This window comes from Methylobacterium sp. WCS2018Hpa-22 (genome assembly GCF_031843785.1).
Lineage (GTDB): Bacteria > Pseudomonadota > Alphaproteobacteria > Rhizobiales > Beijerinckiaceae > Methylobacterium.
The window spans coordinates 1-18,943 of the sequence record NZ_JAVTJA010000024.1 but is presented as its reverse complement, the minus strand read 5'-3'; the positions used below and the strand labels follow the sequence as shown (position 1 = coordinate 18,943).

Annotated in this window: 13 protein-coding genes; 5 read left to right on the top strand and 8 right to left on the bottom strand. The window is 65.8% G+C overall.

What is annotated here, in order from left to right:
• Positions 1 to 90: 90 nt before the first annotated feature.
• Complete coding sequence (locus RQI43_RS22740) at positions 91 to 924, bottom strand: Crp/Fnr family transcriptional regulator (RefSeq protein ID WP_311276691.1); 834 nt, start codon at positions 922 to 924, stop codon at positions 91 to 93.
• Between the two features lie 574 nt (positions 925 to 1,498).
• Between RQI43_RS22740 and RQI43_RS22735 the strand changes: the two genes are divergently transcribed.
• A complete protein-coding gene (locus RQI43_RS22735) occupies positions 1,499 to 2,476 on the top strand; it encodes an NAD(P)/FAD-dependent oxidoreductase (RefSeq protein WP_311276690.1) in 978 nt (325 codons plus the stop codon).
• 30 nt (positions 2,477 to 2,506) lie between these two features.
• Here RQI43_RS22735 and glf read toward each other — a convergent pair whose 3' ends face one another.
• Together glf and RQI43_RS22725 are read right to left on the bottom strand one after the other, a co-directional pair.
• Positions 2,507 to 3,664: a UDP-galactopyranose mutase gene (glf, locus tag RQI43_RS22730; protein WP_311276713.1), complete on the bottom strand. Its 1,158-nt coding sequence runs from the start codon at positions 3,662 to 3,664 to the stop codon at positions 2,507 to 2,509.
• 84 nt (positions 3,665 to 3,748) lie between these two features.
• Complete coding sequence (locus RQI43_RS22725; RefSeq protein WP_311276689.1) at positions 3,749 to 4,942, bottom strand: glycosyltransferase; 1,194 nt, start codon at positions 4,940 to 4,942, stop codon at positions 3,749 to 3,751.
• 312 nt (positions 4,943 to 5,254) lie between these two features.
• Here RQI43_RS22725 and RQI43_RS22720 point away from each other — a divergent pair, with 312 nt between their 5' ends.
• The 3 genes from RQI43_RS22720 to RQI43_RS22710 are packed head-to-tail and all read left to right on the top strand — an operon-like array spanning position 5,255 to position 10,403.
• Positions 5,255 to 7,420, top strand: a complete 2,166-nt coding sequence (locus RQI43_RS22720; RefSeq protein ID WP_311276688.1) for a family 1 glycosylhydrolase — start codon at positions 5,255 to 5,257, stop codon at positions 7,418 to 7,420.
• Between the two features lie 8 nt (positions 7,421 to 7,428).
• Positions 7,429 to 8,583: a beta-glucosidase gene (locus tag RQI43_RS22715; RefSeq protein ID WP_311276687.1), complete on the top strand. Its 1,155-nt coding sequence runs from the start codon at positions 7,429 to 7,431 to the stop codon at positions 8,581 to 8,583.
• Positions 8,580 to 10,403 carry an ABC transporter ATP-binding protein gene (locus RQI43_RS22710; protein ID WP_311276686.1) on the top strand — a complete coding sequence of 608 codons (1,824 nt, stop codon included), beginning with the start codon at positions 8,580 to 8,582 and terminating at the stop codon, positions 10,401 to 10,403. The genes RQI43_RS22715 and RQI43_RS22710 overlap by 4 nt, the downstream gene beginning before the upstream one ends.
• Before the next feature lie 273 nt (positions 10,404 to 10,676).
• Here RQI43_RS22710 and cyoD read toward each other — a convergent pair whose 3' ends face one another.
• The 5 genes from cyoD to RQI43_RS22685 all read right to left on the bottom strand — a co-directional run bounded on the left by cyoD (position 10,677) and on the right by RQI43_RS22685 (position 16,501).
• Positions 10,677 to 11,063 carry a cytochrome o ubiquinol oxidase subunit IV gene (gene cyoD / locus RQI43_RS22705; RefSeq protein WP_311276685.1) on the bottom strand — a complete coding sequence of 129 codons (387 nt, stop codon included), beginning with the start codon at positions 11,061 to 11,063 and terminating at the stop codon, positions 10,677 to 10,679.
• Complete coding sequence (gene cyoC, locus RQI43_RS22700; RefSeq protein WP_311276684.1) at positions 11,060 to 11,746, bottom strand: cytochrome o ubiquinol oxidase subunit III; 687 nt, start codon at positions 11,744 to 11,746, stop codon at positions 11,060 to 11,062. Before cyoC ends, cyoD begins: the two co-directional genes overlap by 4 nt.
• Positions 11,743 to 12,819, bottom strand: coding sequence for a cbb3-type cytochrome c oxidase subunit I (locus RQI43_RS22695; protein ID WP_311276683.1), 1,077 nt, complete (start codon positions 12,817 to 12,819; stop codon positions 11,743 to 11,745). The genes cyoC and RQI43_RS22695 overlap by 4 nt, the downstream gene beginning before the upstream one ends.
• Positions 12,820 to 12,821: 2 nt before the next feature.
• Positions 12,822 to 13,748, bottom strand: coding sequence for a ubiquinol oxidase subunit II (gene cyoA, locus RQI43_RS22690; RefSeq protein WP_311276682.1), 927 nt, complete (start codon positions 13,746 to 13,748; stop codon positions 12,822 to 12,824).
• 386 nt (positions 13,749 to 14,134) lie between these two features.
• Positions 14,135 to 16,501 (bottom strand): FdhF/YdeP family oxidoreductase, encoded by a 2,367-nt coding sequence (locus tag RQI43_RS22685; protein WP_311276681.1) that lies wholly within the window; start codon positions 16,499 to 16,501, stop codon positions 14,135 to 14,137.
• Positions 16,502 to 17,239: 738 nt separating this feature from the next.
• Between RQI43_RS22685 and gltX the strand changes: the two genes are divergently transcribed.
• Positions 17,240 to 18,586, top strand: a complete 1,347-nt coding sequence (gltX, locus tag RQI43_RS22680) for a glutamate--tRNA ligase (protein WP_056454360.1) — start codon at positions 17,240 to 17,242, stop codon at positions 18,584 to 18,586.
• The last annotated feature ends 357 nt before the right edge of the window (positions 18,587 to 18,943 follow it).

Sequence of the window (18,943 nt, the reverse complement as noted above, 5' to 3'; positions counted from 1 at the left end):
AGAAGCAGAGCCGAAACGATGCACCTGTTCACTTCAAACTCGCGGGTCTCACGGCGCAAAGAGTATAAGAGATCCTTATGAACGCTGATATTATAGCCTGCATTGACCTTGGTTAATGCCGTTGATGGCGTCTGGAAGGCACCGCTCTCGATTCGCCGGCTCGACGGAGGGCGCCTTCGTGAAGGCCGCTCCATCCGGTAAACCGGTCCGGCCCGCCTTGCTGGGTGCCAGATACAGATAGGTGGGATCGAACCCGACGAGTTCGCTCAAGGCTCGCCAGTTCTCGATGACGAGTTCATCACCGGCCAAAGAAATCAGGCCGCGGGCCCTCAAGTCTCGCAGGACCTGACCGGCATCGCCCGCCGTAAGTCCGGTGGCATCGGTAAGATCTCCCGTCGTCAGGGGAAACCTGCAGCGACCATCCTGCGCCAAGCCGATGGCGGTGAGCTTCGTGTAGATCTCACAGAGCAGATGGGAGATCCGCCCCGTCGAGGAGCGTCGGCCGATATTGACCATCCATTCGCGGAGGATCGCAGCGTCGAGCAGAGTATCCCGCCAAAGGGCCGCCGCGATGGCAGGAAAATGCTCTGTCAGACCACGGAGAGCGTGATGGGGAATGAAGGCAACCGTGCATTCCGTCAGGGTGCCGAGGCTATGCTCCATCGCCGGTAAATGCAGCTTTTGCAGATCGGGGATATCACCTGGGAGATGCAGGGACAGGATCTGTCGCCGACCGTCCTGCAGGGTTTTGAAACGGCACGCCCACCCGTCGAGGATGACGGAGCATTGCGATGAACCGTGACCCTCGGACGTGATCTCCTGGCGAGCAGCGAGGCGGCGGTATGTCCTGGGTAATCCTTGGATGGCATGGCGCTCATCCTCGGACAAAGTCATGACATTCATGAGCTTGCGGATCAGCGGCATCGGATCACTGGCGGTTTTGACGCTCGACGGAGCGCCGCCTCTGCCACCCGCGGAGAGACAGCGAGCCTGCACGCAAGACCACGCACCGTCGGCGGACTATCTCTACCGACTATCACCCCCGATCCGGCCGAGCGTTAAAATAGATTGGCATCCGCGCAAAATCATCCCTCAACAATGATAAGCACATATTTTAATAAGTGTTGTTGTCATCGAATTTTCGTCGCGCAACCCGTCTCGGCCGCGAGACTCTGCGATGGTCGACAGGGGGCACGGTCATCCATCGCCCCTTTCGCCATACGGGCGCCAAATCAGGGCTTCCTCCGTCACGCGGCATACAACGACATCTCAACGTGACAGCATTCGTCGCCACCGATCTTTCACCAAGCTTCGCCGCCTCGATTGATTCAGGTTGTTGTTCTGCCCCCCGCACCTCCTGAGAATGGCGTTGCTCCTCGTGGGCAGGGCTCGGCGATGGCCTGCGATGCAGCCGTGACCCCCTCTCGAATGTGCGGCGGCGATGGGGAATCGAGCGGCGCGGAGCGTATCGGGGGTAACTTTCAGGACGGATGACGGGATGACGATCGCATCACCGGTGAGCAGGGATACTTGCCTCGATTGCCTCGTGATCGGCGGTGGGCCGGCAGGATTGACGGCGGCCTTGTACCTGGCCCGGTTCGAACGCCGCTTCCTAGTCGTCGATTCCGGTCAGGCGCGAACGTCCTGGATCCCGACGAGTCACAATATTCCGTTCTTCAGCGCAGGAATATCCGGCCCGGAAATCCTGACCCGCCAGCGCGAGCATGCTTTCCGGTTCGGTGCGAAGATCGTCGACGGGACGGTCACGAAGCTGGAAAGACACAACGGCCGTTTCATCGCTACGGTCGAGGGCGGGGGCGCCCAACACCAGATCCGCGCGCACCGCGTGCTGCTCGCCACGGGTGCCGACGACATCGAGCCGAACCTGCCGGACCTGCCCGACGCGATCCGGCGCGGGCTCGTGCGGTATTGCCCGATCTGCGACGGCTACGAAGCGAAGGACAAGCGGATCGCCGTCATCGGCTATGGCGACCGCGGCCTCGGCGAGGCCGTCTTCGTCGCTCGAACCTATTCCCGGGACGTCACCCTCCTGACCCTCGGCCAGGGCATGGCGCTCGACGCGCGCCAGCGCGAGCAGGTGGAACGACATGGGATCACGGTGGTGCACGAGCCGGTGCTCGGCCTCGACATCGGGGACGGCCGGATCACCGTGCTGCGAACGGCGGACGGCGCGGAGCACCGTTTCGAGGTGCTCTATTCGGCCCTGGGTTTGACGATCCGCTCCGAACTCGCCCTCGCCATGGGTGCCCGCCATGACGGGACGGGCGCCCTGATCGTCGACGAGCACAACCGGACCACGGTGCCGGGTCTCTATGCGGCCGGCGGCGTGGTGCGGGGCCTCGATCAGGTGGTCGTCGCCATGGGCCACGGAGCCATTGCGGCCACCGACATCCACAACCGCTGCGAATTACCGACCGAAGAAGAAGCGGATGGCGGCGCAGCGGTCTCCGATTGAGCCTCCCGTCGGAGGTCGCGATCCGGCCCCTCAGGCGGGGCTCGGCGCGGCCAATTCATGGCCCGCCGACGGGCGCGCTCGCCCGTCGCGCCGCGACACCTCCGCATCGATCCGCCGGAACGTGGCCAAAGCCTGCCCGACGATCTGGTCCATGTTGTAGTAACGATAGGTCGCCAGGCGTCCGACGAACCAAACCCTTTGCTCTTCCAGGGCCCGGCGCTCATACCGCTTGTAGAGCGCCTGATGCTCGGCGCAGGGGATCGGATAGTAGGGCTCACCCTCCGCGACCGGATATTCGTAGGTCAGCGCAGTATGAGCGTGCTGCTGCCCCGTGAGATGCTTGTACTCGGTGACGCGCGTGTAATCCTCGGTCTGGGGATAGTTGACCACCCCGACGGGTTGGTGCCAGGGCACGTCTCGCGTGACATGCTCGAAGCGCAGGCTGCGATAGGGCAGCGGGCCGTAGCAGGTGTCGAAGAAGGCGTCGATCGGTCCCGTGAAGATCGTGCGGCAGGCCCGCACGGAACGGCTGAGGCTCCGGTAATCGGTATCGAGAGCCAGGGTGATGTTCGGATGATCGAGCATGGCGGTGAACATCGCCGTGTAGCCATGCTTCGGCATCGCCTGATAGATGTCGTTGAAGTAGCGGTCGTCTCGGTTCGTCCGTGTCGGCACGCGTGCCGTCACGGATTTGTCGAGCTGTGAGGGATCGAGCCCCCATTGCTTGCGCGTATAACCACGGAAGAACTTTTCGTAGAGTTCGCGCCCAACTGTGGAGACAACGACATCCTCCGCCGTCCGGATCTCCTCCACCGGCTCCGCCCGTGCCGCGAGCCACGCTTCGAGCTGTGAGGAATCGAGATCGAGCCCGTAGAGCCGGTTGATCGTGTCGAGGTTGATGGGGATCGGAACGCGCTGGCCATCCACTTCGGCCAGTACACGGTGCTCGTAGGGGCGCCACGCGGTGTAGCCGGAGAGATAGTCGAACACGGATTTCGCGTTGGTGTGGAAGATGTGCGGCCCGTATTGGTGGATCAGCAAGCCATCTTTATTCAGGCAATCATAGGCGTTGCCGCCGATGTGGTTGCGCCGGTCGACGAGGAGGACTCGCTCGTCGCGCTCCCGTGCGATCCTTTCGGCCAGGACACTGCCCGCGAAACCCGCTCCAACGATCAGCCAGTCATACATCGCTTTCAAGCCCTCATGCAGCGGCCCGACGCCGTCGCCCGGGCGGCGGCGTGGAGAGGCGCGCGACAAAGTGGAAAAGGAAGATCAGGCCGTCTCGCGGAGCGGCGGCGAATAGGAAGCAAGTATCGGGATGCCCAGGGCGGCCATGATTTTCGCCTCCATGTCGGCCCAGGTCCGCTCCCAGGAACCGCCCGCGAGGCGAGTATCGACCTGGGTGAGCCAGGGCTCTCGCGGGCGCGCCATCAAGGCTTCGGCTGCGAGGACGGCCTGGATCGGCGTTTCGGCAATCTCGACGAGACCGATCTCGCCGTAGCTGCGCACCACGTCGACGATCGGCGTCGAGACGACCGGCAGTCCGGCGGCCAGGAACTCTGGCGTCTTCGTCGGGCTGATGAAGCGTGTCGAGGCGTTGAGGGCGAAGGGCATCAGGCCGAGATCCCAATGCGCCAAGTAGTCCGGAAGCTCGGCGTAAGACTTCGGCCCGAGCCAGTGGATGTTCGGCCCTCTCGGCAATCCGGCCGGATCGATCTTGACCACCGGACCGAGAATGACGAACTGCCAGTCCGGCCGCAGGTCGGCGAGTTCGTCGAGGAAATCGGCGTCGAAACGTTCATCCACGACGCCGAAGAATCCCAGGCGCGGATGCGGGATCGCAGCCTGATCGGCAGGGTCAGCCGTGACGCTTCCCCGAGCGCGGGCGAAATGCGCCGCATCGACTGAGGATGGGAAGCAATGGATGTTCGGATGTCGGTCGCATTTCGCGGCATGGAGGCTGTGCCCGCCGGTGAAGACGAGGTCGGCCTGTCCCAGCAGAGCCGTCTCCTGAGCGACCAGCGTGTCCGATGCACCCTTGAAGGCCGACAGCTCATCCATGTTGTCGTAGAGCGTCAGATCGCGCGGTAGTTCGGAAGTGAAGGCAATGGCTGCCGGCGTATAGTACCAGAAGATCCGCGTCGTATGGCCGAGGGCGTCCAGTTCTTGTGCGAGGAGGCCTTGCAGGATCCAGACGGCCTCATGTGCATCCGCGGGATCGATGACCGGGACGAGGAGCTGCAGGGACGGCCCAATCCGCTTGCGCTCCAGCCGCGCCATGGCTCCCGCCTCGAAGATGGGCTCCTCGACGAAGACGACGTCGAACCGTTCGGAGGCATGGCTGAGAAGATGCTGTGGACGCTGCCAGACGAAATTCCAGCGTAGATGTGAGAAACAGACCAGCAATGGGCGAGCATCGCTCTGCGACGCACCCCGATACTCGAAGTCGAGGCGCGAATGCCGCAACGTCGGGATCGCATTGATGGCGGAAAGTCCCTGTCCAATAGATGAAGGCGGCGTCGGTCCAGCTTCTTGCTTCACAGATGAATTCCCTCCTCAACTCCGCCAGCCATCGCTCAAGCGAAGCAGCACAGGCAGATCAGGATCAATAAAAAACCAATATTTTCAGCTAAACATGCCGTCTATCGCATAAGTTAATGATATTACCGTGGCCGATGCATATTATTATTCGAATAACATGTGACATCTTTTCAGATATCGGGTCATGATTAGTATGAAACCCGACAAATGCCTAAACCGGCGGTCGCGGATTGGACGATGAATTCATCAGCCGCACCCCCTGAACTGTGGGGTGGTTTCGAATGTACGGTTGCCCGGATTCAAGACCGGTTCCGCGATCAGATCCGCGAGACCGGTCACCGCTGGCGCATGGGGGATATCGATGCCGTCGCGCGGCTCGGAATCCGTACCCTGCGCTATCCTCTTCTGTGGGAGACGGTCGCCCCGCATGATCCGGATGCGCGGGATTGGTCCTGGCACGATGCGCGGCTGGCCCGCCTGCAGCGCCACGGCATCGTCCCGATCGTCGGCCTGCTTCATCACGGTAGCGGCCCGCGCTACACCAGCCTCCTCGATCCGGCCCTGCCTCGCCTGTTGGAGGATTATGCCGGCTCGGTCGCCAGGCGCTTCCCCTGGCTACGCGACGTCACGCCGGTCAACGAACCGCTGACCACGGCGCGATTCAGCGGTCTCTACGGCCATTGGTACCCTCACCTGCGCAGCGAGGCCGCTTTCCTGCGCATGGTTGTCAACCAATGCAAGGCGACCCTCCTCGCCATGCGGGCGATCCGCCGGGTGATCCCGGATGCCCGCCTCGTCCAGACCGAGGATATCGGGCGGACCTTCAGCACGCCCGCCCTCGCCAACCAGGCGGCCTACGAGAACGAGCGACGCTGGCTTAGCCTCGATCTCCTCTGCGGGCGGGTCGATCGTACCCATCCCTGGTTTCGACGCCTCATCGATCATGGCGTTCCGTTGGACGATCTGGCCCTTCTCGGCGAGGGGGAAGGTGCGCCCGACATCATCGGTGTGAACCATTATCTCACGAGTGAGCGCTATCTCGACGGTCGGCTCGGCGCGTACCCGAAGGATCTGCGGGGCGGAAACGGCCGCCAACGCTACGCCGATGCGGAGGCCGTACGCGTCGCCCTCTGCGACGGCGGTACGGGTCCCGCCGCCCGCCTCACCGAGGTCTGGCAGCGCTACCGCACGCCCATGGCGATCACCGAGGCGCATCACGGCTGCAGCCGGGACGAACAACTGCGCTGGCTGGCGGAGCTTTGGAATGCCGCCACGGCTCTCCGTGTGAAAGACATTCCGGTCAAAGCCGTGACCCTATGGTCCCTCATGGGAGCGGTGGACTGGAACAGCCTGCTCGTCGCCCGGGCCGGAACCTACGAGCCCGGCGCCTTCGACATCCGGGCACCGCTGCCCCGCGCGACGGCCTTGGCCAAAGCCGCGGCATCGCTCGCGCGCACGGGACGGTTCGATCATCCGGTCCTCGACATGCCCGGCTGGTGGCGCCGACCGTCGCGCTATTACGACAAGCAGGCCGAAGCCTCTCCGGTTGCCCATACGGAGCGGGCCAGGCCTGTCCTGATCCTCGGTTCCGACGGCGCGCGGGCGCGCGGGCTGGCTCGCATCTGCGAGGAGCGTGGTCTCCGTCACATCGGCGCTCCGGCCGCGTTCGGAGAGGTCTCGGCCCTCGCCGAACTGATCGCCCTGCACGGAGCCTGGGCGGTGATCGACGCCACCGGCCTCGATATCGATGCGGCGGCAAGGCGTTATCCCGGCGGTACGCTTCTCGTCGATGCCGGCCGGGCAGGGCGGGTCGCCTCAGCCTGCACCTCAGCGGACATTCCACTCCTGGTTTTTTCCAGCGACCGGGTTTTCGACGGCAGCCTCGGTCGCCCCGCCTGCGAGGCCGATCCGGTCAGGCCCGAGGGCCTCTATGCGCAAAGCGTCGCCGAGGCCGAAAGGCGCATCCGGTCCCACGCCCCGCGCGCCTTGATCGTGCGGCCCGGCCTCGTCTTCGATGCGCCCGAACCGGCCAGCGGATCGGAGCAGTTTCTCGGAGCCCTCGGGGAGAGCGGCGGAAGACTGCCCCGGCCGACCGAGATCCTGTCCCTGAGCTACCTGCCGGATCTCGCCCATGCGGCGCTGGACCTCCTCATCGATGGCGAGGCCGGGCCCTGGCATCTCGCCAATCGCGGTGCGGTCCTGCGAGACAGCTTTGCCGCGGAAATCTCACGCCTTCTGTCGAGTCCTGCGCCGCCTGCCATCCAGGGTGGAGCGCCGACCACCAACCGAGCCCTGACGAGTTCACGGGGCCTCCTCATGCCGACCCGGATCAGCGCCATGCAGCGCCTTCGCGACGCCCTCGGTGCCACTCCGCCGCTCCCCGCGCGCCAGGCTGCGGAATGACCGGCGCCGTGAGCGCGTTCCGCGAGGAACCGGCATGCGGGAGGGGGTACGCGATCACCCCGACGCCGTTCCTCGGCGGGTTCGAATGTTCGACCCATCGCCGCGCCGATGGACGCCGCCTCGACCTGATCGCCGCCACCGGCCACGACATCTGGGCGGCCTCCGATTATGCGGCCCTGCGCGCTCGCGGGCTGGGCGGCGCCCGCGATGGCCTGCGTTGGCACCGGATCGAGGTCGCCCCTGGCTGCTACGACTGGTCGAGTGCCCTGCCGATGCTAAGGGCGGCCCGTGACAGCGGCCTGCGGGTGATCTGGGACCTCTGCCATTACGGCTGGCCCGACGACATCGACATCTGGTCGGATGCCTTCGTTGCCCGCTTCGCCGCCTTCGCCTCCCACGCCGCACGGGTCGTCGCTGCCGAGACCGACGGGACACCCGCCTTCTGTACCGTCAACGAGATCTCGTACTGGGCCTGGGCAGGAGGCGACGTCGCCCGCATGGCGCCCCTGGCACTGGAACGGGGGCCGGAGCTGAAGCGACAACTCGTGCGAGCCTCCATTGCCGCGACGAGGTCCATCCGGGAGGTCGTGCCGGACGCACGCTTCCTCCATGCCGAACCCCTGATCCATGTGATTTCCGGGCATCCCGAGGGCGAGGCGGCCGCGAACGCCTACCGGAGCGTGCAATACGAAGCTTTGGACATGGTGAGCGGACGCCTCTGTCCGGAACTCGGCGGTGATCCTGGCTGCCTCGATATCGTCGGCGTGAACTTCTATCCGGACAACCAATGGGTCCATGGCGGGGGGACGATCCCCCTCGGGCACCACGCCTACCGGCCCCTGCGCCACATGCTGGCCGACGTGCATGCCCGGTTCGCACGCCCCATTCTGGTGGCCGAGACGGGCGCCGAAGGCAGCGCCCGCCCTGCCTGGCTGCATTACGTCTGCGGCGAGGTCCGGGCCGCCCGCCGAATGGGCGTTCCGGTGGAAGGAATCTGCCTCTATCCGGTCGTCGACTATCCCGGATGGGACAACGAGCGGCCCTGCGCGGTCGGTCTGTTCTCGACGCCCGATCCCGATGGACGACGGTCCTGCGACCCGGACTTTGCCGCGGAACTCGCCCGCCAGCAGGGCCTGTTTGCGGACATATCAGGTACCTCATGACGGACGCTCCCTTCGTCTCCCCGCACCTGTCCGGTCCCGGCCGGTTCATCCTGCATCACATCTCGCGCTGGCGTTGGCATTTCGGCCTGCTCTTCGCCCTCGTGATCGCCTCGGCGGCCTGCGGCGTCGGCCAGCAATACGTGCTCAAGCGGTTCGTCGATGCGATGACGCTGCCATCCGACGCCGCGTCGGCCGTTACCGGGGTGCTGATACTGTTTCTCGGCCTGATCGCCGCCGAGAGCCTGCTCGCCCGGCTGACCGGCTGGCTCGCCTGCCGCACGACGGTCGGGGTCGGGGTCGGCCTGCGCCTCGAACTCTTCGACGAGCTCAGCGCGCAATCGATGCGTTACTTCGCCGAGAACCTCGCCGGTTCCCTCGGTCAGCGCATCACGGCCACGGCCGGCAATTTCGGAGCGCTGATCAACACCCTGATCTGGCGGATCATTCCGCCGCTCGTGGATGTCGGCGGGGCCGTGATCATCTTCTCCACCATCGACCTCGCGCTCACGGCGGCCCTCCTCGTCTTCGTCACCGCCGTGACCCTTGGCCTGATCGTGTTCGGGGAGCGCGGCCGGCCGATTCATCGGGCCTATTCGGGGGAGGCGGCGACCGTGGCCGGCGACCTCGTCGACACGATCACCAACATGTGGACGGTCAAGGCCTTCTCGGCGCGCCGCCGCGAATGGCTGCGCCTGCGGACCGGCTTCGAGGCCGAGGCCGCCGCCCAGCGACGGAGCTGGATGTATCTCGAAATCGCCCGTCTCCTCCACGACCTCGCCCTCTGGGTGATGGCGGCCGGCATCCTGACCTGGGCGATCGTTCTCTGGGGGCGAGGGCAGGCGAGCCCCGGCGACATCGTGATGGTCGCGAGCCTGACCTTGCGCATCCTGCACAGCTCGAAGGACATGGCCCTCTCGCTCGTGGACGTGGCCCAGCAATTCGGCTTCATCGAGGAAACCCTGGCGGTCATCGCCAAGCCCCGGACGGTACGCGACGCGCCGGGCGCTCCCGCCCTGCTCTGCAGCGCCGGCCGGATCGAATTGCGGGATGTCTCCTTCGCCTATGGACCGGGTGCGCGCGCGCTCGACGGTGTCAGCCTGACCATTCCGGCCGGGCAGAAGGTCGGGATCGTCGGCCCTTCCGGCGCGGGCAAGTCGACGCTGATTCAACTCCTGCAGCGCCTGCACGACGTGGAGAGGGGGGCCATCCTCATCGATGGGACGCCCATCGACTCCATCACGCAGGATTCGCTTCGCGATGCCCTCGCGGTGGTGCCCCAGGACATCAGCCTCCTCCATCGCAGCGTGATGGAGAATATCCGCTTCGCCCGCCCGCATGCCGACGACGCGGCCGTCTTCGCCGCCGCCCGGGCCGCGGCCTGCGACGGTTTCGTCCGGCGCCTGCCGCAGGGCTATCACACGATCGTCGGCGAGCGCGGTGCCAAGCTCTCGGGCGGCCAGCGTCAGCGGATCGGCATTGCACGCGCCTTCCTGAAGGATGCTCCGATCATCCTGCTCGACGAAGCGACCTCTGCCCTCGATACCGAATCCGAGATGGCGATCCAGGCCGCCCTGGTGCGGATCATGCGTCACCGGACGGTCGTCAGCGTGGCCCACCGGCTGTCCACCCTCACGGGTTTCGACCGCATCCTCGTCATCGACCAGGGCCGTGTGGTCGAGGATGGCAGCCCCGCCTTCCTGCGCCACGCCGGCGGCGTCTTCGAGCGGATGTGGCGGCTGCAGGCCGAGGGACTGCCCAGCGACCGCCACGACGCTGGCGGTGCCGAGGCGGCGGTGGCGGAACACGCCCATCCCGCCTGATACCCAGTCTCGGTGAGGTCCGGCGGACGGGCCTCGACAAATCAGGCTCGTTCAGGCGCTGTGCGAGCCGGATCGTCGAACGCCGACCGGTTCGGGCTCCCGTCAATCAGATCAGCATCCAGAGCAAAAGGTCGGCCGCGATCGCGGTCACGACACCGAGCGTGAGGCCGAGGCCGAACTGAAGAGCGGCTATGATGGGACGGTCGCCGTTCACGTCCTGTCCAACCTGCTGCGTGGTTGCGGGATCGGGCGCATGGCCGAGCGGCGGTGGACCTAATGATGCTTCGGCGCGGAAGGGGTCTGCGGCATCATGTTGTGGTTCATGTTGTTCATGATCCAGATCGAGCCCCCGAACAGAAGGATGACGATCAGGACGCCGAAGGCCAGGGCCATCACGTTGTTGGTGTTGTCCGGCCCGGTGGTGATGTGCAGGAAGAAGACGAGGTGGACACCCATCTGGGCGATGGCGAAGACGAGGAGCGCCACCGGAATGGCCGGGGCCCAGACGAAGTTGGCACGCAGGATCGCGAAGGACGCGGCGGTCAGCAGCGAGGCCAGGACGAGCCCGATGAGATAGCCGCGCAGGCCCTTGCCGATATCCTCCCCGCCGAACTCGTCCCCGGGCGCGGTATCCGTCTCGTGGCGATTCTCGGCGCTCATGCGATCGACCCCATCAGGTAGACGACGGTGAATACGGCCACCCAGACGATGTCGAGGGCATGCCAGAACAGGGAGAAGCACATGACCCGGCGCAGGATGTCGGGCCGGAAGCCTTTGGTGGCGACCTGAGCCATCATGGTGAGGAGCCACAGGAGGCCGGCGAAGACGTGCAGGCCGTGGCAGCCCACGAGCGTGAAGAAGGCCGAGAGGAAGGCGCTGCGGGTCGGCCCCGCGCCCCGATCGATGAGGTCCGCGAATTCCCGGATTTCAAGGGCGAGGAAGGCCGCGCCGAACAGGAACGTCACCGCCATCGCGGCCTGGAACATCAGGTGCCGCTTGGCCGTGAGCGCCAGGCCGGCGACGCCGCAGACGAAGCTGGAGATCAACAGGAAGGCGGTCTCTATCGCGACGTTGTCGAGGTCGAAGAGCTGCGCCCTGGTAGGGCCGCCCGCGGTGCCCGTCTGCAGCACCGCGTAGGCCGAGAAGAAAGCCGCGAACATCACGATGTCGCTGAGGAGGAAGATCCAGAACCCGTAACCGACGACGATCCGCTTGGGAGAAGGGCCGCCGGTTCCCCGGCCCGTGGCCGTCGCATGGCCTTCGCCCGACCGGGCATGGTGGCCGAGATGGTGAGGGTCCGTCCGGATCCGGGCCTGTGCCGAGAGAGCGAGGCCGTCCGTCATGCGGCTCTCCGCCGTGCGTTCTCAAGAGCCTGCATCCGGGTCGCGCGGTTGGCGCGGTTGATCCGTGCGACGCGGTCGGCCGGGATCTCGTATTCGAGCCGGTCGCGCCAGGCGAAGACCACGAAAGTCGCGAAGGCGCCGGCGATTCCGAATCCGGCCAGCCACCAGATGTGCCAGATCATGGCGAACCCGATCAGCGTCGCGAAGAAGGCGCAGATGAAGCCGGTGGGGCTGTTGAGCGGCATCTCGACCGGCTCGTAATCCGGCTCCTCGCGCAGGCGCGCCTGCTCGCGGGCTCGCTGCTTGATGGTCCAGTAGGCTTCCTCGCCCTCCACCCGAGGCATCACCGCGAAGTTGAACACCGGCGGCGGCGAGGCGAGCGAGGTCCAGCAGAACATCGGCATGCGCAGGTAGCTCATGCCCGGCGCCCGGATCTTCAGGATCGTGGTCACGAGATTGACGCCGGACAGCAACGTGCCGATGCCGGAGATCTGGATCGCCCAGAGGTAGTAATCGACCCCGACGCCGGGTGAGTAGGTCGTCTCGCTCAAGGGCGGCGAGGGCCACCAGCCGGTGCGGGCGAACTCGCCGACGACCAGGGATATGTTGACGAGGAGCGCCCCTGTCGCCGTGAGCCAGAAGCTCACCGAATTCAGCGTCGGAAAGGCGACGTCGCGCACGCCGAGCTGCAAGGGGACGACGAAATTCATCAACCCGACGATGAACGGCATCGCGCCGAAGAAGATCATGATCGTGCCGTGGGCCGAAAAGATCTGATCGTAATGCTCGGGCGGCAGATAGCCGGGGGATTGGTAGGCCAGCGCCTGCTGCGTGCGCATCAGGATCGCGTCCGAGAAGCCGCGGATGAGCATCGCCAGGGCCAGGGCGCAGTACATGACGCCGATGCGCTTGTGGTCGACGCTGGTGATCCATTCCCGCCAGAGATACGGCAGGTGTCCGCCGATCACGATCCAGGCCAGGACGCCCAGGACGAGGAGGGCGACCACGCCGGAGGCGACGAGGGGAAGCGGCTGGCTGAGGGGAATGGCCTCCCAGGTGAGCTTGCCCAGCATGTCTACGATCCCCCCTTGGGCCGGACGTTCGGCGGCGCACCGTCCGCTTTCTCAGTCGGCCCCGGCCCCGGAGGGACGGTCTGATCGACGATCCCCTGAAACAGTTCGGGATCGATGTCGCCGAAGGTCCGGGGCTTGTCCGCGATGCTCTGCTGGGCCAGCGCGCCGTAGGCCGCCTTGTCGAGATTCGAACCTGCGCCCCGGGCCGAGGCGACCCATGCGTCGAAACCGGCGGGCGAGACCGACTTCATGGTGAAGTTCATGTCCGAGAATCCGTCGCCGCTGAAATGGGTCGACAGGCCGAGATGGTCGCCCTCGCGGTCGGCCAGCAGGTTGAGCCGGGTGACCATCCCGCGCATCGTGTAGATCATGCTGCCGAGGCCGGGGACGAAGAACGAGTTCCAGACACTGCTCGAGGTCAGGTGGAACTGGATCGGCGTATCGACGGGGACGACGAGCTGGTTGACCGCGGCGACGCGCTGTTCGGGGTAGATGAACAGCCATTTCCAATCGAGCGACACGACCTGGACCTGGATCGGCTTCTTGTCCGAGCGGATCGGAACGGCCGGATCGAGATCATGGGCGCCAATCCAGGCGATCCCGCCGAGGAAGATGATCGTCAGCAACGGGATCGACCAGACCACGAGTTCGATACGTCCCGAGAAGGCCCAGTCCGGCCGGTAGCGCGCCTTCGGGTTCGATTCCCGGTACCACCACGCGAAGATGACGGTGGCGATCATCGTCGGCACGATGATCGCCAGCATGATGACCGTCGCGATCAGCAGGATGTTGTTCTCTGCGGCGCCGATGGGTCCCTTGCTGTCGAGGATGCTCGGCTGGCAGCCCCCGAGGAGGAGACCTATTCCGATGGCTGGTGAGGCGGCACGGATGCACCGTCGGATCGTCGGCGAAGGGAGCTTCGCCATCATGCGCATGCCGCTGAGTCAGCCAACGATCAGCCTCGTCCTTGCCGGAATTTAACGAAGACTTGCGCAGTTCAATCGGGCATACAACAACATGGGTTGAGGCCAAATGAGTGCTGCTAAGTATTTGAATTAACCCTCATTACTTTCGTCGACGCCGGATCAGGTCCTCATCGGGGCGATGCCGTGAGCGAGACCCGGATGCCGGTCGGTCCCGGCAGGATGTCGCGAGACACCCCCGTCATCCCGGCGCGTGGCCGAGCGGCAGCGGGGCTCGCCGGCCGCAGCCCACGACGGAACGTCGCGCGGCTGCGGTGGTCTCTCGCGGGTCTTATCCGTCGAATGTCGCGATGCTCGGGGGGGCTTTGCTGGGAAGCGGGGCGGGGCCGCCCTCAACCGGTGGCGTATTCGAGTTGAGGCGCCAGCACGCGGTCGTCATCGGCATGCAGGGTGACCGGGATGGTCTTGGCCGCCGGAGTCTTGCTGCCGATGGCATAGTGCCAGATCGGCATCAGCACGTTGCATTCCGGATAGTAGCCACCGATGCAGCCGATGGGGATGTCGTAGGCGACCACGAGCATGTCGGAGAGCCGGCGATCGATCCCGTCATCGGCGACGGTCTTCAACGTCACCGCCTGTCCGATCTTCAGCCCGAGCCTGTCGATGTCCGAGCGGTTCATCAGCACCACTTTACGGGTATTCTTGATGCCCCTGAAACGATCGTCGTAGCCGTAGACCGTGGTGTTGAACTGATCGTTCGAGCGTAGCGTCATCAGGCGCAGGACGCCGTGACCGACGTCGGGCATGTCGGCGTCCTCGTCCAGGCCGGTCGGCGTCACGAGGTTCGCCCGGCCCGTATCCGTATGCCATTCGCGCTTGTTCGCAGGCAGGTGACGCTGGAAGCCGCCCGGCTCCCACATGCGCCGCTCGTAATCCCAGAAAGAGTCCGGCAGCGTCTCCGCGATTTCCTTGCGGATCTCGGCGTAATCCTCCTGATAGGCGTCCCAGCGCACGCGCGGATTAGGCTCCAGCACCCGCCGGGCCAACTCGCAGATGAGACGGACCTCGCTGATGAGGTGGGGCGAGGCCGGGCGGCGCAGGCCCCGGTTGCCGTGAATGCAGGCGGAGGTGTCCTCCATCGAGAGGACCTGCTGCCCCGCTTTCGTCTCGTCGATCTCGAGGCGGCCGATCACCGGCAGGATGTAGCTGACCGCGCCCGGTAGCAGGGCCGATCGGTTGAGTTTGGTGATCACGTTGACGGTGAGCCGCAGGCGGCGCCAGGCCGGCTCCATCTGGCCGTGGTCGGGAATGGCCCGCACGAAGTTCCCGCCCAGCATGAAGAAGGCCTGTACCTCGTCCTTCAGGATCGCTTCGCAGGCCTCCACGGTGTTGTAGCCGGCCTCTCGCGGTGGCTCGAAGCCGAACTGCTCGCCCAGCCGGTCCAGGGGAAAGAGTTCGGGCTTTTCGGTGATCCCCACCGTGCGCTGGCCCTGCACGTTGGAATGTCCGCGAATTGGGCAGATTCCGGCACCCACGCGGCCGAGATTACCGCGCATCAACAGGAGGTTGACCAGCATCCGCACGGTCTCGACCCCGGCCCGGTGCTGGGTCAGCCCCATGCCGTAGACGCCGATCACGGCGTGCGATTGGCAATAGACGCGCGCCGTTGCTTCCATATCCGCGCGGTGGAGGCCCGAACGGCGCTCCAACTCGTCCCAGTTCTGGAGGCGAAGCCAGGCGGCGAAAGTCTCGAAGCCGTGGGTGTGCTCGGCGATGAAGGCCTCGTCCAGCACGGCCGGGCCGCCCGCTTCCCGTGACGCCTCGTGCGTGTCCAGCACCGCCTTGCAGATGCCCGCCAACGCGGCGAGATCGCCGCCAGCCTTGACCTGGTGATACTGCGAGCTGATCCGGGTGTCCTTGCCGGTCAGCATCTCGGTCGGCGATTGCGGGTTCAGGAACCGTTCCAGCCCGCGCTCCCGCAGCGGATTGTAGGTGATGATCGGAACGCCGCGCTCGCTCGCCTCCTGCAGCGGGTGCAGCATGCGGGGAGCGTTGCTGCCCGGGTTCTGACCGAAGAACAGGATGCAGTCGGACTTGCCGATATCTTCCAGGGTCACCGTCCCGACGGCCTGTCCGATGCTGGCGGGCAGCGCCACCGAGGTGGTCTCGTGGCACATGTTGGACGAGTCGGGCAGGTTGTTGTTGCCATAAAGCCGGGCAAAGAGCTGGTACAGGTAGCTCGCTTCGTTCGACAGGCGGCCCGAACTATAGAACACCGTGCCCTTGTGACGGTCCTCGACTGCACCCAGCTCCCGGGCGATCTCCTCCAGGGCATGCCCCCAGGAGACGGGCACGTACTTGTCGCTGGCGGCGTCGTAGCGGAGCGGGTGTGTCAGGCGGCCCGGCTGTTCGAGGTGGAAATCGTCCCAGCCCCGAAGTTCGGTGACGGTGTGCTCGGCAAAGAACTTCGGCGTGCAGCGATGTGCGGTCAGCTCCCAGGCGACCGCCTTGACGCCGTTCTCGCAGAACTCGAACGGCAGGGGGCTCGCGGGCTTCACCCAGGCGCAGCTGTTGCACTGGTAGCCGTAGACCTTGTTGTGGCGGGTCAGCGCGATCGGCACGCTCGCCAGCACCCCTTCGCGCCGCAGGATGTTGCCGACGGAGCGGGCCGACCCCCATCCCCCTGATGGAAGGCGGTACGGCTTGTAGGTGGGCTTATCCAATGAACGATCTCCGTGCCAATACAGCTGCGGGAACATCGGCCGTCTCGTCAGGTTCTACGTCCGGCCCATGCATCCATGTATAGTTGCAAAATCAGGTGCGGCATTATCGGAGGTTACGATGATGATTGATCGAGATTACCTTCTAAAGAAGCCGGCTGGACCGTCGAGGCCGAAGTTTTTCTTGGATACGACCATCGTGCCGCTTGTCGCAAATCTCGCCGGTGGCTTCGAAGTCGCCTTGGATCGCTCGGCCAGGCGCATGGGAGTCAGACCCTCACGGATCCTGGCAGGGGCAATGAGCCTCGCCGCATTGGGCACTCTTTGTCTGATGCGCCGGCGCGGCGCGACCCGTCATCCTATCGCGACAGCAATGAAACCTGCAGCCTGCGATGTATAAGCTTGGACTTATCGGGTTTGGAGGGGCCGTGGGGCCGGAACACCGAGCAAGCTTCCGTGCCAACGGGCCGGTCCGGTCTCCCGCAACGTCCAGGCTCCGTCGGATACTGGGACTAGACTCAGACTGAGGTCCAAGCCGTGGCCGCCTGACCCAGAGTAGCGAGCGAGGCGCAGGTCGGCCGCGACTTTGCCTCCTGATGACATGCGATCAGGACCGGAATTCGTTCCGGTCGCGATCGTGTTTGGGCCGGGCTGCAAACGCGCTCGGGCTGAGCTCACCGAGGCTCCTGCGACAGCGGCACCTATCATGTGCGACCTGCCCCGGTCTTCCCGAAAGCCGGTTCCCACCGTTCGGGTCGATGCTGTAGACGGGCAGGCATGACATCCGCCCCTCTCGTCCGCTTCGCGCCCTCGCCCACGGGGTATCTCCATATCGGCAACGCCCGTCCGGCGCTGTTGAACGCCTTGTTCGCGCGGGCGCATGGCGGGCGCTTCCTGCTGCGCCTCGACGACACCGACCGGGAGCGCTCGACGGAGGAATTCGCCAAAGCCATCGAGGAAGACCTCGCCTGGCTCGGCATCGTGCCCGATCTCTTCGCCCGCCAGTCGGACCGCTCCGCCATCCACGACGCGGCGGCCGAGCGGCTGAAGGCGGCGGGCCGGCTCTATCCCTGCTACGAGACGCAGGAGGAACTCGAGCGTCGCCGGCGGCGCCAGCTCGGCCGTGGCCAGCCGCCGATCTACGACCGCGCCGCGCTCAGCCTGACCGATGACGAGCGTGCGGCCTTGGAGGAAGAGGGGCGCACGCCGCATTGGCGCTTCAAGCTCGACGCCCGCACCGTCGCCTGGGACGATCTCGTGCGCGGGCCGGCGCATGTGGATTGCGCCTCCCTCTCGGACCCGGTGCTGATCCGCGCCGATGGCAGCTACCTCTACACGCTGCCCTCCGTGGTGGACGATGCCGAGATGGGGATCACCCATGTCATCCGCGGCGAGGACCACGTCACCAATACCGGCGTGCAGGTGCAGATCTTCGAGGCCCTGGACCAGCCGGTGCCGATCTTCGGCCACCACAACCTGCTCACAACCGCCGACGGCGAAGGTCTGTCGAAGCGCCTCGGCCACCTCTCTCTCCGGGGCCTGCGCGAGGCGGGCTATGAACCCGGCGCGGTGCGCTCCCTCGCCGTGCTCACCGGCTCGGCCGAGGCGGTGCGCGCGGTGCCTAACCTCGACGAACTCGCCGCCCTGGTCGATCTCTCCCACATCTCGCGGGCGCCGGCGAAATTCGATCCGCAGGAACTCGACGGGCTCAATGCCCGCCTGATCCATGCCATGCCGTATGAGGAGGCACGCGAACGCCTCCTCGGAATGGGCATCCCGGAGGAACGGGCGCAGGCGTTCTGGGCGGTGATCCAGCCCAACCTCACCAAGGTCGGGGACGCCGCCGAATGGTGGCGGATCGTGGCCGGGGAGGTGACGCCGGTCATCGCGGATGCGGGCTTCGCCGCCGCCGCCCTGGACGTGCTGCCGTCCGAGCCCTGGGACGGCCAGACCTGGAAAGCCTGGACCAATGCGGTGAAGGAGCGGACCGGCGCCAAGGGTAAGGCCCTGTTCATGCCCCTCCGCCTCGCGGTGACAGGGCTGGAGCACGGCCCGGACCTCTCGGGCCTGCTGCCCCTCATCGGCCGGGACATCGTGGCGGCGCGGCTCGGCGGTCGCGACTGACAGAATCGGCCCGAAAAGCGGATCCCGCTTCTCAGACCAAGCGGCGCTGATCCCGACCGATGGTCGTCCTCAGCGCGTTCGGCGGACGCCCGCCGCCGCGCAGTCGCGCGGGCGGCCGACGATGAGTTCTCCTCATCGTCGGCCGGTCTCAGACCGATGCCGGTCGGCCTCATACCCCCTCCGGTCGGTCGCTTCGGTCAGGTTGGCCGGAGCCGGCTCCCTCTCCCGTGTGGGAGAGGGGACCCGTGCTCGCCGGACACCGAATGTAGCGGCCGGAGACGGCCTCAGGCCGCTCTTACGCCGGCGAGGAAGCGGCGGACCTCGGCGTTCAGGTGCTCGGATTGGCGAGAGAGCTCG

Bases quoted from the DNA above. Each gene is read 5' to 3' on its own strand.
- RQI43_RS22740 (WP_311276691.1), bottom strand. From the start codon at position 924: ATGCCGCTGATCCGCAAGCTCATGAATGTCATGACTTTGTCCGAGGAT.
- RQI43_RS22735 (WP_311276690.1), top strand. From the start codon at position 1,499: ATGACGATCGCATCACCGGTGAGCAGGGATACTTGCCTCGATTGCCTC.
- glf (WP_311276713.1), bottom strand. From the start codon at position 3,664: ATGTATGACTGGCTGATCGTTGGAGCGGGTTTCGCGGGCAGTGTCCTG.
- RQI43_RS22720 (WP_311276688.1), top strand. From the start codon at position 5,255: ATGAATTCATCAGCCGCACCCCCTGAACTGTGGGGTGGTTTCGAATGT.
- RQI43_RS22710 (WP_311276686.1), top strand. From the start codon at position 8,580: ATGACGGACGCTCCCTTCGTCTCCCCGCACCTGTCCGGTCCCGGCCGG.
- cyoD (WP_311276685.1), bottom strand. From the start codon at position 11,063: ATGAGCGCCGAGAATCGCCACGAGACGGATACCGCGCCCGGGGACGAG.
- cyoC (WP_311276684.1), bottom strand. From the start codon at position 11,746: ATGACGGACGGCCTCGCTCTCTCGGCACAGGCCCGGATCCGGACGGAC.
- RQI43_RS22695 (WP_311276683.1), bottom strand. From the start codon at position 12,819: ATGCTGGGCAAGCTCACCTGGGAGGCCATTCCCCTCAGCCAGCCGCTT.
- cyoA (WP_311276682.1), bottom strand. From the start codon at position 13,748: ATGATGGCGAAGCTCCCTTCGCCGACGATCCGACGGTGCATCCGTGCC.
- RQI43_RS22685 (WP_311276681.1), bottom strand. From the start codon at position 16,501: ATGTTCCCGCAGCTGTATTGGCACGGAGATCGTTCATTGGATAAGCCC.
- gltX (WP_056454360.1), top strand. From the start codon at position 17,240: ATGACATCCGCCCCTCTCGTCCGCTTCGCGCCCTCGCCCACGGGGTAT.